We start from the raw sequence: 13,308 nt of genomic DNA on the forward strand, positions 1-13,308 counted from the left end.
GGAGAAGTGAGCGACCCCCCTGTTTTCGTGCCTCGCACGTCACGCAAGCGCTGCCGGTGTTCCACTCCGTTGGACACCGGCGCGGCATGCGCGGGGGGGGGGGGCGTTCACTTCTTCATTGATCCCTGCGGGAAGGCGCTAAAAACACCGATGGAGTGGGAACGTTCGGATTTGGAGAATACCACCACCTTATCGGAAACTTCAGATCGAGCCGTTCGCTTGGAAGTCCTTCAACGATGGGAGGCTTTCCGGTACTCTACAAGATAGTGCTGAGCGGTGCCTTGAATTACCCCGGCCGGAGGTCATCGCTTAAAGTGCGAAAGAGGCGCTCAGTTAGAGGAGAAACCTTTGCGAAGAACCAGGACACACTCCAAGCCCAGGCGTCAAGGCGCAGCCAAGGTGGGCTATGAGTCTCAGCTTTGGCAGATGGCTGACGCCCTGCGCGGCAGCATGGATGCAGCCGAGTACAAGCACGTCGTCCTGGGTCTGATCTTCCTCAAGTATATCTCCGACGCCTTCCAGGAAGCCCACACTCGCCTCGAGGCTGAAGTCGGTACGGGGGCTGACCCAGAGGACCCGGACGAGTACCGGGCCCAGAACATCTTCTGGGTGCCGGCCGAAGCGCGCTGGGTGAAGCTGAAGGCACAGGCCAAGCAACCCACCATCGGCCGGCTGGTGGACGATGCCATGGCCGGGATTGAGCGCGACAATCCGGCGCTGAAGGGAGTGCTGCCCAAGGACTATGCTCGGCCAGCGCTGGACAAGACCCGCTTGGGCCTAATTATCGATCTGATCAGCAACATCCGGGTGGGCGATGAGGAGGCCCGATCCAAGGATGTGCTGGGGCGTGTCTACGAGTATTTTCTGTCGCAGTTCGCCAGCGCCGAAGGCAAGAAGGGGGGCGAATTCTACACGCCGCGCTGCATCGTCAAGCTGCTGGTGGAGATGCTGGAGCCTTATCGGGGCCGGGTCTACGATCCCTGCTGCGGTTCCTCGGGGATGTTCGTGCAGTCGGTGGAGTTCATCCGCGCCTACGCCACCGGCAATGGCAACGGCGGGCAACTTCCCAGGGGCGCCCGGGCCGACATCTCCATCTACGGCCAGGAATCTAACTACACCACTTGGCGACTCGCCAAGATGAATCTGGCTATCCGGGGCATCGAGGGTCAGATCGCCCATGGAGACACGTTTCATAACGACCGCCACCCTGATCTGAAGGCCGACTATATCCTGGCCAATCCTCCGTTCAATGTTTCCGACTGGGGCGGTGCCCGCCTGCGAGAAGACCGGCGCTGGCAGTACGGGGTGCCGCCGATCAGGAACGCCAACTTCGCCTGGGTGCAGCACATGGTCCACCATCTGGCCCCCGCCGGCGCGGCCGGGTTCGTGCTGGCCAACGGATCGATGTCCTCCAACCAATCGGGCGAGGGAAAGATTCGCAAGAGCCTGATCGAAGCCGACCTGGTGGACTGCATGGTGGCCCTGCCGGGTCAGCTCTTCTACTCCACCCAGATCCCCGCTTGCCTCTGGTTTCTTGCCCGCGACCGGAAGGGCGGCAAGTTGCGCGACCGGCAGGGCGCGATCCTCTTCATCGACGCCCGCAAGCTGGGCCGCATGGTGGACCGAACCCATCGCGAGTTGACGGATGAAGACATTACTCGCATTTCCGAGACCTACCATGCCTGGCGCGACGGGGAGGATATAGACGAATATGCCGACGTGCCGGGCTATTGCAAAAGCGCGACACTAGAGTTAGTACGCAAGCATGGCCACGTGCTCACTCCCGGCCGCTATGTGGGCGTGGAGCCGCAGCCGGAGGACCTGGAGCCGTTCGAGGAGAAGATGGGACGCCTCACCGCACAATGGCGGGAGCAGCAAGCCGAGGCAGCGAAACTGGACGCGAAGATTGAGGCCAACCTTGTGGCGCTAGGATTCGGCAATCGGGAGTCATCGTAATGAAGCTCGATTATTCGTCTTTGGAACGTGCGGTTGCGCAATTACAAAAGAGCTTTGACTATCTTCACTCCGATCTGGCGCGGAAGGATGCCGGATTGCGTGAGCAGTTTCGCGCAGCCACCATCCAGGCGTTCGAGTTCAGCTACGAGTTGGCCATTAAGATGATCCGAAGACAACTTGCCCAGATCGTTGCCAATCCCGACGAATTGAAACAGATCGATTATGCTGACTTGATGCGCGACGCGGCGGACGCCGGCATCGTTCGCGACGTTTCAGCGTACTTGCGTTATCGGGAGATGCGCAACAAGACATCCCACACCTACAACGTGGACCGGGCGGAAAAGACCGTCGCGGCAATGGACGAGTTCCTGCGCGACGTGCGGTTCCTCTTGAAGGAGCTGGAGAGGCGTAACCGTGCAGCCGATTGATGTCAGTCCCACCAAATTGGAGACGGTGCGCGAAATCCTGGGACAGCACGTACCGGAGTTGGAGGTACGCGCCTTCGGCTCCCGTGTGGACTGGACGGCCAGGGAAACTTCCGATCTCGATCTTGTGCTAATGACCGACGCGCCAATGGACATTGGGAAAATGGTGGCGTTAAAGGCCGCCTTCACCAAATCCAACCTGCCCTTTCGCGTGGACATTGTGGATTGGGCGAGCACGTCCGAGAGCTTTCGGAACGTGATCCAGCGGGAGTACGTGAAATTGCAGCTTTGGGTACGTTCCAAACAGGTAGGTGTTCCGAAGAAGCGGCGGGAGGTTGTGCTTAGCGAGATTGCCGAATTGGTAATGGGTCAATCACCCCCTGGCTCGACGTATAATGATGCCGGAGATGGGCTGCCGTTTTTCCAAGGGGTTAAGGACTTTAACTACCGCTATCCGACTCCAAGGGTGTTCTGTTCGGCACCGGCCCGGATCGCCCAGCCCGGTGAGATCCTGTTAAGTGTACGAGCTCCGATTGGTCGAGTGAATGTTGCGGATCGGGAATGTGCTACCGGTCGCGGTCTTGCCATAATAAGACCGCTTGTGCCATCAGACGCTCGCTATCTTGAGTTTGTCCTTCGGCACATGGAGTCAAATTGGGATGTGCTTGAAAGTGGCGGCTCCGTGTTCGGAAATGCTACAAAGCGAGATCTTCAGTCTCTGCCTCTTCCATGGCCAAGCGATGGCACCGAGCGTCAAGCAATCGCTCACATCCTGGGCACACTGGACGACAAGATCGAACTCAACCGGCGGATGAACGAGACGCTGGAGGCGATGGCGCGGACGCTATTCAAATCGTGGTTCGTGGATTTCGATCCCGTCCGCGATAAGATGGAAGGCCGCTGGCGGCGAGGAGAGACGCTGCCCGGCCTGCCTGCCCATCTCTACGATCTCTTCCCCGACCGGCTGGTAGACTCGGAGTTGGGGGAGATTCCAGAGGGATGGGAGGTGAAGACGCTGGGGGATTGCTTCGACTTAACAATGGGGCAATCTCCTCCTGGCAGCACCTATAACGAACTAGGTGAAGGTTTACCTTTTTTTCAGGGCAACGCCGACTTCGGATCGCGGTATCCGAAGAAGAGAAGGCACTGCACTGCTCCAACTCGGCTTGCCCGTCCAGATGACACCCTTGTCAGCGTCAGGGCACCAGTTGGTGCGATAAATATGGCATGGGAACGTTGCTGCATTGGAAGGGGAGTCGGCGCTCTTAGACACAGATCCGGCTTGAGGTCATTCACCTATTATTCTATCTGGACACTGCAACCGGTACTAGCGGAGTATAAGCATACAGGCACAGTATTCGGCGCTATCAACAGAGAGCAGTTTGAGGCGCTAATGGTGATTGAGCCCCCACCGGATTTGATCAATTGCTTTGAAACCTATTCTCGGGAATGGGACGACCACATCCAGACAAATACATTGGAGTCCGGCGCCCTCGCCGCGCAAAGGGATGCGCTGTTGCCGAGACTAGTCTCGGGTAAGGTTAGAGTGGGTGAGGAACTCCAACATGCCGTATGAAATCAACCTTGAAAATCCACCGGCTGGTTATGCCATAACGCCGGCACGCGCTGGTGAGTGTGTTAAATATTGTATTCGCGAATTTACATCCACGGAAGACGGACAACATTTCATTCAAAGGCTTGAAGGCGGTCCTAGCATCATCCTGCAACGTTTGCCCACCGAGATTCGTCCGTCGAGTGTGGATAATATGTTGGTCATCTATGGTCGTGATGGGAAGGCTACTGTTTATGTGAATGAGCTAGAACTAAAGGCAGCGATTCGCGCTGCAAGGTCGGTGAAAGCCGGTGGTGTCGTGTTAAAGGACCATATTGCCGACGTAGAGTTGCTCGACCTTGGCGTAGAAGTACCCGACAATGCTGGTTTCCTTTTCATTTTTTCCATCGGCTGGCGGAAGGGACTCTTCTACGATTTAGGACCCCTAGGGCCAAATCGGGAGCCACGCATATATGACATCGCAGCAATCCTAGGCCAAGCTTATTGTCAGGTTCTCTTCCAAGAAAGGTTCAGCATTTCGGATTTAGAGTGGGACCGTTTATTGAAGGCGAAGTGGTTTCCGTTCGTAGGCCTCACCAACAAAACCATCGAGGAATTGGTTAGCCATGTCCGGTCTGGGTGGGATCCGGACGAAAAGCTCGACGATATAGTCTCCGAAGTCAGGGGCCGCTCTGCGAAAATGTTGAACATTTGGCGTGAAAATCCCTCACTCGTGGAACATATCGAGATACTCGAACGTGCAGTCGAACGTTTTCAAAACGACGATCCTATGAGCTGTACGAGCTTGTTATTTCCTCGTATTGAAGGAATTCTACGCACCCATCACAATAGTCTTGGGGCTGCGAATCAGCCTTCTCCGCAAAACCTTTCTGCATCAGCAGTAGCAACCGAAATAGATAGAGAAAAATGCCTGCTGTTACCCCACCGCTTTAACATCTACCTTGACAGGGTTTATTTCGCGGATTTCGATCCATCCACACCGAACATCGAAGTTTCTCGGCATAGCGTGGGGCATGGCGTTGCCAGTGAATCCGAGTTCAACAGAAAATCAGCTGCCATTGGCATACTCATCGTCCACCAGTTGTCGTACTTCTTGCAAACCGGGAAAGGCGACAGACTCAAGATGTTGCGGAAAACAGACTCTACCAAGACAAGATAAGGCAATGGTGTCACCATTATTACCGAAGCCGACACTGAGCAAACTGGCCTCGGCTGGCTGGAGCGTTGGGCATGGTCCGCGCATCATCCCTTAACAACCGGAACGCAAAGTGTAAACTCTCGTCATACTGGGGGTGGACTGGCTCTGAACTGGCATGAGTACATATCCGTCGGTCCGAACATCTGTCACGGCCAAGCCTGCATTACCGGCACCGTGTGATGCTCGCTGGCATCCTGGCCAATCTCGTCCCGTGGCTGACCACTGAGGAGATTGTCGAGACCTACCCGTCCGTTTCCGCCGATGCGGTCAAGGCGGCACTGCAATACGCGGTGGAGTTGGCCAGGGAGCGGATAACGCGTTTGGGTGCGTAGAGATTGGTCATGGTGGCTAGGTCAATCCCCAGAGGCCAGCTTTGGATTGTGGAATACGCACAGGTCCGAATCAGGCAGTAACTCATGACCACCCTCACCGAAGCCGATGTGGAGCAGGTGGCCCTCGAGTGGCTGGCAGGCCTCGGCTGGGAGGTGGCGCACGGACCGGACATCGCTCCGGATACGCCCAATGCCGAGCGTGACGATTACGGACAGGTGGTTTTGAAGAAACGGCTACGGGATGCCCTGGCCGACCTGAACCCCACCCTGCCCGCCGCGGCGCTGAAGGACGCCTTCCGCAAGCTGACCCGCCCCGAAGGTGCCACCCTCGAAGCCCGCAACCGGGCTTTCCACCGGATACTGGTGGACGGCGTGACGGTGGAGTACCGAACTTCCGATGAGCAGATAAGCGCCACCCGGGGAGCCCAAGTGCTGGTCATTGATTTCGATAATCCCTCCAAAAACGACTTGGTGGCGATCAACCAGTTCACCGTCAGCGAGAACAACAACACTCGCCGTCCCGACGTGGTGTTGTTCGTCAACGGCTTGCCGCTCGGGATCATCGAACTCAAGAATCCAGCCGACGAAGACGCCACCATCTGGACCGCTTGGCAGCAACTCCAGACCTACAAGGCCGAGTTGCCGGCGCTGTTTGCCATGAACGCGGCCCTGATGGTTTCCGACGGGGTGGAGGCGCGCATCGGGACGCTCACTGCCGGCCGAGAGTGGTTCAAGCCCTGGCGCACCATCTCCGGAGAGAGCTTGGCCGATCCCAAATTGACCCAACTCCAAGTGATGCTACAAGGTGTCTGCACACCCGGCCGGTTTTTGGCTCTGGTCCGGGACTTTATCGTGTTCGAGGACGACGGCAGCGGTGAACTGGTCAAGAAGATGGCTGGCTACCATCAGTTTCACGCCGTCCAGGTGGCCGTGGCAGAGACCGTCCGCGCAACCGAAATGCAACAGGAATTGGCGGCCGTCGCCGAGCCAACCAGCCCGTACGAACCGGTCCGGAAACCGGGCGGTGCTGTCGGGGACCGCCGCATCGGGGTGGTCTGGCACACCCAGGGTTCGGGCAAGAGCCTGACCATGGCGTTCTACGCCGGGCGCATCATCCGCGAGCTGGCCATGGAGAACCCCACCATCGTTGTCCTCACCGACCGGAACGACCTGGACGACCAGCTTTTTGGCACCTTTTCCCGTTGCCGGGACCTCTTGCGTCAGCCCCCGGTACAGGCCGAAAGCCGGGCGGATCTGCGCGCTAGGCTGGCGGTCGACGTGGGCGGGGTGGTGTTCACGACCATTCAGAAGTTCTTCCCCGAGGAGAAAGGCGATACCCATCCTTCGCTTTCCCAACGCCGCAACATCGTGGTGATTGCCGACGAGGCCCATCGCAGCCAGTACGACTACATCGACGGATTCGCCCGCCACATGCGGGACGCGCTGCCCAAGGCCTCCTTCGTTGGCTTCACGGGGACGCCCGTCGAGCTTCAGGACGCCAACACGCGGGCCGTGTTCGGTGACTACATCAGCATCTACGACATTCATCGTTCCGTCGAGGACGGAGCCACGGTTCCCATCTACTACGAGAGCCGCCTCGCCAAGCTGGCCCTGGACGAGACCGAAAAGCCTAGAATCGATCCCGAGTTCGAGGAGGCCACCGAGGGTGAGGAGATAGAGCGCAAGGAGAAGCTGAAGACCAAATGGGCCCAACTGGAAGCCCTGGTAGGGACGGAGAAGCGGTTGAAGCTGGTTGCTAAAGACATCGTTGCCCACTTCGAGAAGCGCCTGGAAGCGATGGACGGCAAGGCGATGGTGGTGTGCATGAGCCGCCGCATCTGCATCGACCTCTATCGGGAGTTGGTGAGCCTGCGCCCCGATTGGCATCATGAGGATGACGGCCAGGGAATTCTCAAGGTGGTGATGACCGGCTCGGCCTCCGACCCACACGACTGGCAACCGCACATCCGCAACAAGCCGCGTCGGGAAGCGCTGGCCAAGCGATTCCGGAACCCGTCCGATTCCTTGCAGATAGTGCTGGTTCGGGACATGTGGCTGACCGGTTTCGACGCACCCAGCCTGCACACCATGTACATGGACAAGCCGATGCGTGCCCACGGGTTAATGCAGGCCATCGCCCGCGTCAACCGCGTCTTCGGGGACAAGCCGGGCGGCCTGGTCGTCGACTACTTAGGCTTGGCCCATGAGCTCAAGCGCGCCTTGGCAACCTACACCGAGAGCGGCGGTAGCGGGAAGACCGCGGTGGATCAGAAAGAAGCGGTGGCCGTGATGTTGGAGAAGTACGAGATCTGCTGCGGTCTGTTTCACGGCTTCGACGGTTCCCGGTGGACTACTGGCACCCCCCAGGAGCGGTTGGGACTGCTGCCGGCCGCTCAGGAGCACATCCTGGCCCAAGAGAACGGCAAAGAGCGCTGCCTGATCGCCGTACGGGAGCTCTCGCAAGCCTTTGCGCTGGCCGTGCCTCACCCGGAAACGTCTCGAATTCGCGACGAGGTGGGGTTCTTCCAAGCGGTGCGGGCGATATTGATGAAACGTGCCGACTCCAAAGTAAGGTCGCAACAGCAACTGGATCATGCCGTCCGCCAGATTATCTCGCGCGCGGTGGCCTCCGAGGGTGTAGTGGACATCTTCACCGCCGCGGGACTGAAGAAGCCGGACATCTCGATTCTGTCGGAGGAGTTTTTGGCCGAAGTCCGGGGAATGCCACAGCGCAACCTTGCCGTGGAGCTGTTGCAGAAGCTGCTCAAAGGCGAGCTCGTCACACGTCGGCGCAAGAACGTGGTCCAGGCGCGTTCCTTTGCCGAGATGTTGGAACAAACCCTGCGCCGCTATCAAAACCGCGCCGTCGAAGCCGCACAGGTGATCGAGGAGTTGATTCAACTAGCCCGAGAGATGCGGGAAGCCAACACTCGCGGCGAGAGGCTGGGACTTTCAGAGGACGAACTGGCTTTCTACGACTCGTTGGAGACCAACGACAGCGCGGTGAAGATATTGGGCGACGAGACGCTGCGGGGCATCGCCCGGGAGTTGGTGGACACTGTGCGTAACAACGTCACCATCGACTGGACGCTGCGGGAAAATGTGCGGGCGCGCCTCCGTGTGCTGGTCAAGCGCATCCTGCGTAAGCATGGATACCCGCCCGACAAGCAGGAAAAAGCAACCCGGACGGTGTTGGAGCAGGCTGAGGTGCTGTCGCCCCAGTGGGCTGCCTGAATGGCCGAAATCACATCAAGATCTGGGGGCAATATTGGGGGCAACTCAATATATAGATGAACTCAAATCCAATAATATCAGTTGTTTAACTTGTACGTATGGTTCCCGCCCTCTCCGCCAGTTCGAACCGGCAGGTCACATCAGACCGCTGTGTGTAGAGCGTCATACTGCCGACACAGCTTGCCGCGCCACGTTTCCGACCCTGAGGAACGATATCAGCCGACCCTCTTCAACCCTCTCGATCTCCCTCGCTCGCCCCTGAGCAATGAGACGATCTCCCGGGTAGAAATGTTCACCTTGATCGAGGGCACGTCCAAGGGTGACGTGGGGGTCCCCTCCGGCACGAGAGCATAGGTCCTCCCGTCTCTTCGACGTATGAACACTTTTCCCGTTGAATCCGCCTCGTCCAATACGGTGGCAAGTTTCCGCCTGGCTTCCAAATAGGAATAGATCTCCATGTTGGTACTCCGAAACCATGACCTCGATTCCTGGTTCTTGCGCGTAAGGATGTGACTATCTACTTCAGGCATGTGCGTTCCACCGGACACTAGTCGACAGAATATCGCCCCGAATTTCGATCTTGTGTTTCAAGCTGCCGATCAGGTCCGCGCCATCCCGACCGTAGGGAAGAACCCGTGCAACCCGCTTGCCATGCCTGGTGACGATCGAGCCCTCCGCATCCAGCCGATCCAAAAGGTCCAAGCACTGCTCTTTGAACTTTGTGGTTCCAATTGTCTTCATCGTCCGAACCCCTATGGATCGGACATAACATATGAACAGTCACCCGTATTGTCCACTTTGAAACTTGCCTTCCATGGCTCGAATCGCGGGGAATCTGCTAGACTGACGCTCGCCGGACGCCCCGGCCCTGGCCGGCGGCGTTTCTCCGGTCTTCCAGCCGTGGGCCGTTAGCTCAGTCGGTAGAGCATCTGCCTTTTAAGCAGAGGGTCGCTGGTTCGATCCCAGCACGGCCCACCCCCATTTCCGAGAGAAGAAGAGGAAAGCTCTCCCGCTGGTCGGCGGGTCCGCGTTGGTGCTTGAGCCGGGGACAAGAGTGTCCTCTCTACTATTCAAGAGTGGGACTGACAGTCCCCCCTCCCAGGGCTTCGAGGATCAGAACCTCCACCCTGTTCCAGACCTCGGGATCGCGGTCCATTTTGGCGTGGGCGATTCGGGCCAGGGTCTTGTACCAGGGGAGATCGGACACGTCGATGGGACTGTCCGCGTAGTCGAAGCGGAAATTGCCGATAATCTCGGTGCGGCTCGGATCCACAGCCCGGATCGGCGCCTCCCCGCGGATCAGGCGTCCGTTGTCCTGGTAGATGTTGGCCGCGGTTCGGACGTTGGGAGGGATCATGCCGTCCCCGCGGCCGACGCTGTCCACCTGGACGGTGAGCAGGATCGGCACATTCAGCGCGTCGAGTTGGCGGGCGAACTTGACGACGGCGGCTCCTCCGAAGCTCTGTCCGTAAACCACGATACGCGCCTGAAGGCGCTCGGCGGACTGGAGCCGGCCGTCGCGGTTCGCATCCAATGCGGCGCGGACCAGGCGAAGGGCCAAATCCCGCTTCCGGTTCTCGACGGTCTCGATGTGTACTCCCGCAAGGCGTCGGTCACGTAGCCGCTGGGCGATGCGGCCCACGCCGACCTCGGTGTTTTTCCAGGAGTCGCGGCCGCCCATGAAACCCAGAATCAGGGTGGCGCCCTGCTTGATGGGAGTGGTTGTGGCGAAGTGGCCATACTGTTGGCCGGAGCGCAGGATGCAGGATGCTGCCGTGGCGGCGGCCAGGAACAGGATCAGGAAGAGCCGGAAAAGCAAGGACCGGGTCATGCGTGACATCACAGGTCCGGAGCCTTGGGCTTGATTTGAAGGCGGACTTGGGACGCCAGTCCCTGCTTGACCTCCAGCACGCGGGCCGTGACCTGTTCCAGCTCCAGCACGTCGCCTCTTGCGGGCAGGCGCCCCAGGTGGCTCACGATCAGGCCGGAGAGGGTGTCGACATGCGGAGCCTCCAGTTCCAGCTCCAGCTCCTGGTTGAGCCAGCCCAGAGAGATCTGACCCCGGACCCGGAATCGATCCTGGCCATCGGCCACAATGTCCGGCGCCTCCTGGTCGAACTCGTCCTGAACCGCTCCCACCAGTTCCTCCAGCACGTTCTCCAGGGTGATGACCCCCACCGCGGTCCCATGTTCGTCCACCACCAGGGCCATGTGGAGGCGTTCGGCCTGCATGCGCCGCAACAGCTTGCTCAAGGGCAGGGTTTCCGGGATCGCCGGGAAGGATCGGGCCAGGGAGACCAGGTCCGGGCTCTGATCCCGGGGGACATTGAGGAGGTCTTTAACGTGGATCAGGCCCATGGCGTCATCCAGCGACGTCCGGCAAAGCGGATAGCGGGAGTGGCGCGTCTGCCGCGCCAGCGCCAGGGCTTCGTCCAGATGATCGTCCAATCTCAGAAAGGCGACCTCGCGGCGCGGCACCATGGCCTGTCGGCAGACCATCTCGTCGAAGCGGAAGACGGAGTTCAAAAGTTGCAGTTCGGTGGGGCTCAACTCTCCCGAACGGGCGCCCAACCGGATCATGGAGAGAATCTCTCCCTCGGTCGGCTGGCCCACCGGAGCCCGGCGGGTCAGCAGCCGGGTCAGCCCCTCCAGAGACCGGATGACCGGGTAGAAGAGCTTCTCCATGCCCGCCAACGGCCAGACGATGAAGGGCCAGAGCCGGCGCCAATGAACGGCGCCGTAGGTTTTGGGCAGGATTTCCGACAACAGCAGAATTCCCAGGGTCAGGCCCCCTGAAAAGACCGGGACCCAGGACACCCCCAGGACCTGGGCGGCGTACATTCCGGCGATGGTGGCGCCGCCCGTATTGGCGAGGGTGTTCAGGATCAGGATGGCCGAGGTGGGGCGGGCGATGGACGTCTTCATGGTCAGGAAGCGCCGCGCCAAGTGGCGTCTCCGGCCTTTGGCCCGGGCGGCCTCGAGGCTGGGGACCGTCGTCGAGTACAGAGTCGCCTCGAAGAGCGAGCACAATCCCGAAATAATCAGTGTGAGCGCGGCCACCGTGAGCAAGGTGCCCATGCCGTAACTCCTTTCTGCGGAGATGAATAGCCGGTCAGGAGAGGATCGGTTTCACCAAGTGGCCATGCACGTCGGTGAGCCTGAAGTCCCGGCCCTGGTACTTGTAGGTCAAGCGGGTGTGGTCGATTCCCAGGCAGTGAAGGATGGTGGCCTGGAGATCATGGACGTGGACCGGGTCCCGGGTGATGTTGTAGCTGAAGTCGTCGGTCTCTCCATGGACGATTCCCGGTTGGATGCCCCCTCCGGCTAACCAGATGGTGAAGCAACGGGGATGATGGTCCCGCCCGTAGTCGTCCTCGGTGAGACGCCCCTGGGAGTAGACCGTTCGTCCGAACTCTCCTCCCCAGATCACCAGGGTGTCCTCCAGTAGCCCTCGTTCCTTGAGGTCCTGAACCAGGGCGGCCGACGGTTGGTCCGTATCGTAGCACTGGCCCCGGATCTGCTTGGGAAGGCGGTTGTGCTGATCCCAGCCCCGGTGAAAGAGTTGGATGAACCGTACGCCTCGCTCGGCCAGACGCCGCGCCAGCAGGCAGTTGGCCGCGAAGGTGCCCGGCTTCCGGGACTCGGGGCCGTACAGTTCGAAGATCCGCTCCGGCTCGTCCGAGAGATCGGTCAGATCCGGGACCGACGCCTGCATCCGGTAGGCCATCTCGTACTGAGAGATCCGCGTGTTGATCTCGGGGTCGTGGTACTCCCGGGCCTTGAGCTCGTTGAGGCGGCCCAGATCGTCCAGAAAACGCCGACGGCTGGCCCGATTCAAACCGGGTGGATTCGAAAGGTACAGGACCGGGTCTCCCACGGACCGGAACTTCACCCCCTGGTAGCGTGTCGGTAGGAAACCGCTGCCCCAGAGCCGGTCGTAAAGAGGCTGACCGCCGGGCGCACCCGTTCCCATGGAGACCATGACCACGAATGACGGCAGGTCCTCGGTGTCGCTGCCCAGACCGTAGGAGATCCAGGAGCCGATGCTGGGCCGGCCGGCCAACTGGGCTCCGGTCTGGAAGAAGGTGACCGCCGGATCGTGATTGATGGCCTCCGTGTGCATCGATTTCACGAAACTGATGTCGTCGGCGATCCCGGCCGTATGCGGCATGAGTTCGCTGACCCAAGCGCCTGACGGGCCGTGCTGGCCGAACTTGAACAGCGTGGGAGCCACCGGGAAGCTGGACTGGGTGGCCGTCATGCCGGTCAGGCGCTGCCCTTTGCGGATGGAGTCGGGAAGCTCCGTTCCTCGCAGGTCCTGCAGTCCCGGCTTGTAGTCGAAAAGCTCCATTTGCGACGGGGCCCCCGATTGAAACAGGTAGATCACCCGTTTGGCGGTGGGGGCGTAATGGGGAAGGCCGGGCAACCCGCCGGTCGTGTCCCCGGAGGAGGAGGCCCTTCCCAGAACCGCAGCGCCCAGGTCACGGTTCAGGAGCGTCGCCAGAGCCGCCGTCCCGATGCCTGTGCTCCCGAGCCCGAAGAAGTGACGCCGGGTCAGGAGCAGACCCATTTCAGGTCGTGGATCCATTT

9 protein-coding genes and 1 tRNA gene are annotated in these 13,308 nt (G+C 59.9%); 7 read left to right on the forward strand and 3 right to left on the reverse strand.

Annotation, left to right across the window (positions count from 1 at the left end; translation table 11 throughout):
* Window positions 1–348: 348 nt before the first annotated feature.
* The 7 genes from OXT71_14455 (at window position 349) to OXT71_14485 (ending at window position 9,693) form a co-directional block, all read left to right on the forward strand.
* Window positions 349–1,956 carry a class I SAM-dependent DNA methyltransferase gene (locus tag OXT71_14455; protein ID MDE2927593.1) on the forward strand — a complete coding sequence of 536 codons (1,608 nt, stop codon included), beginning with the start codon at window positions 349–351 and terminating at the stop codon, window positions 1,954–1,956.
* Window positions 1,956–2,384: an HI0074 family nucleotidyltransferase substrate-binding subunit gene (locus OXT71_14460; GenBank protein ID MDE2927594.1), complete on the forward strand. Its 429-nt coding sequence runs from the start codon at window positions 1,956–1,958 to the stop codon at window positions 2,382–2,384. Before OXT71_14455 ends, OXT71_14460 begins: the two co-directional genes overlap by 1 nt.
* Window positions 2,371–3,957 carry a restriction endonuclease subunit S gene (locus OXT71_14465; protein ID MDE2927595.1) on the forward strand — a complete coding sequence of 529 codons (1,587 nt, stop codon included), beginning with the start codon at window positions 2,371–2,373 and terminating at the stop codon, window positions 3,955–3,957. The genes OXT71_14460 and OXT71_14465 overlap by 14 nt, the downstream gene beginning before the upstream one ends.
* Window positions 3,947–5,113, forward strand: coding sequence for a hypothetical protein (locus OXT71_14470; GenBank protein ID MDE2927596.1), 1,167 nt, complete (start codon window positions 3,947–3,949; stop codon window positions 5,111–5,113). Before OXT71_14465 ends, OXT71_14470 begins: the two co-directional genes overlap by 11 nt.
* Before the next feature lie 218 nt (window positions 5,114–5,331).
* Window positions 5,332–5,484, forward strand: a complete 153-nt coding sequence (locus tag OXT71_14475; protein MDE2927597.1) for a DUF433 domain-containing protein — start codon at window positions 5,332–5,334, stop codon at window positions 5,482–5,484.
* Window positions 5,485–5,568: 84 nt separating this feature from the next.
* Window positions 5,569–8,718 (forward strand): type I restriction endonuclease subunit R, encoded by a 3,150-nt coding sequence (locus OXT71_14480; GenBank protein ID MDE2927598.1) that lies wholly within the window; start codon window positions 5,569–5,571, stop codon window positions 8,716–8,718.
* A gap of 902 nt (window positions 8,719–9,620) precedes the next feature.
* Window positions 9,621–9,693, forward strand: a tRNA-Lys gene (locus OXT71_14485).
* A 91-nt stretch (window positions 9,694–9,784) separates the two neighbouring features.
* Here OXT71_14485 and OXT71_14490 read toward each other — a convergent pair.
* From OXT71_14490 to OXT71_14500, 3 genes are read right to left on the reverse strand one after another with little or no spacing between them, the layout of a single operon-like run.
* Complete coding sequence (locus tag OXT71_14490) at window positions 9,785–10,549, reverse strand: hypothetical protein (protein MDE2927599.1); 765 nt, start codon at window positions 10,547–10,549, stop codon at window positions 9,785–9,787.
* 8 nt (window positions 10,550–10,557) lie between these two features.
* Window positions 10,558–11,796, reverse strand: a complete 1,239-nt coding sequence (locus tag OXT71_14495; protein MDE2927600.1) for a hemolysin family protein — start codon at window positions 11,794–11,796, stop codon at window positions 10,558–10,560.
* 34 nt (window positions 11,797–11,830) lie between these two features.
* Window positions 11,831–13,306 carry a DUF1501 domain-containing protein gene (locus OXT71_14500; GenBank protein MDE2927601.1) on the reverse strand — a complete coding sequence of 492 codons (1,476 nt, stop codon included), beginning with the start codon at window positions 13,304–13,306 and terminating at the stop codon, window positions 11,831–11,833.
* Window positions 13,307–13,308: the final 2 nt, after the last annotated feature.

The organism is Acidobacteriota bacterium (assembly GCA_028874215.1).
GTDB lineage: Bacteria > Acidobacteriota > UBA6911 > RPQK01 > JAJDTT01 > JAJDTT01.

What these genes read in the sequence shown, in the direction of transcription:
- OXT71_14470 (MDE2927596.1), top strand. Translation starts at nt 3,947, where the DNA reads ATGCCGTATGAAATCAACCTTGAAAATCCACCGGCTGGTTATGCCATA.
- OXT71_14480 (MDE2927598.1), top strand. Translation starts at nt 5,569, where the DNA reads ATGACCACCCTCACCGAAGCCGATGTGGAGCAGGTGGCCCTCGAGTGG.
- OXT71_14475 (MDE2927597.1), top strand. Translation starts at nt 5,332, where the DNA reads ATGCTCGCTGGCATCCTGGCCAATCTCGTCCCGTGGCTGACCACTGAG.
- OXT71_14460 (MDE2927594.1), top strand. Translation starts at nt 1,956, where the DNA reads ATGAAGCTCGATTATTCGTCTTTGGAACGTGCGGTTGCGCAATTACAA.
- OXT71_14490 (MDE2927599.1), bottom strand. Translation starts at nt 10,549, where the DNA reads ATGACCCGGTCCTTGCTTTTCCGGCTCTTCCTGATCCTGTTCCTGGCC.
- OXT71_14500 (MDE2927601.1), bottom strand. Translation starts at nt 13,306, where the DNA reads ATGGATCCACGACCTGAAATGGGTCTGCTCCTGACCCGGCGTCACTTC.
- OXT71_14495 (MDE2927600.1), bottom strand. Translation starts at nt 11,796, where the DNA reads ATGGGCACCTTGCTCACGGTGGCCGCGCTCACACTGATTATTTCGGGA.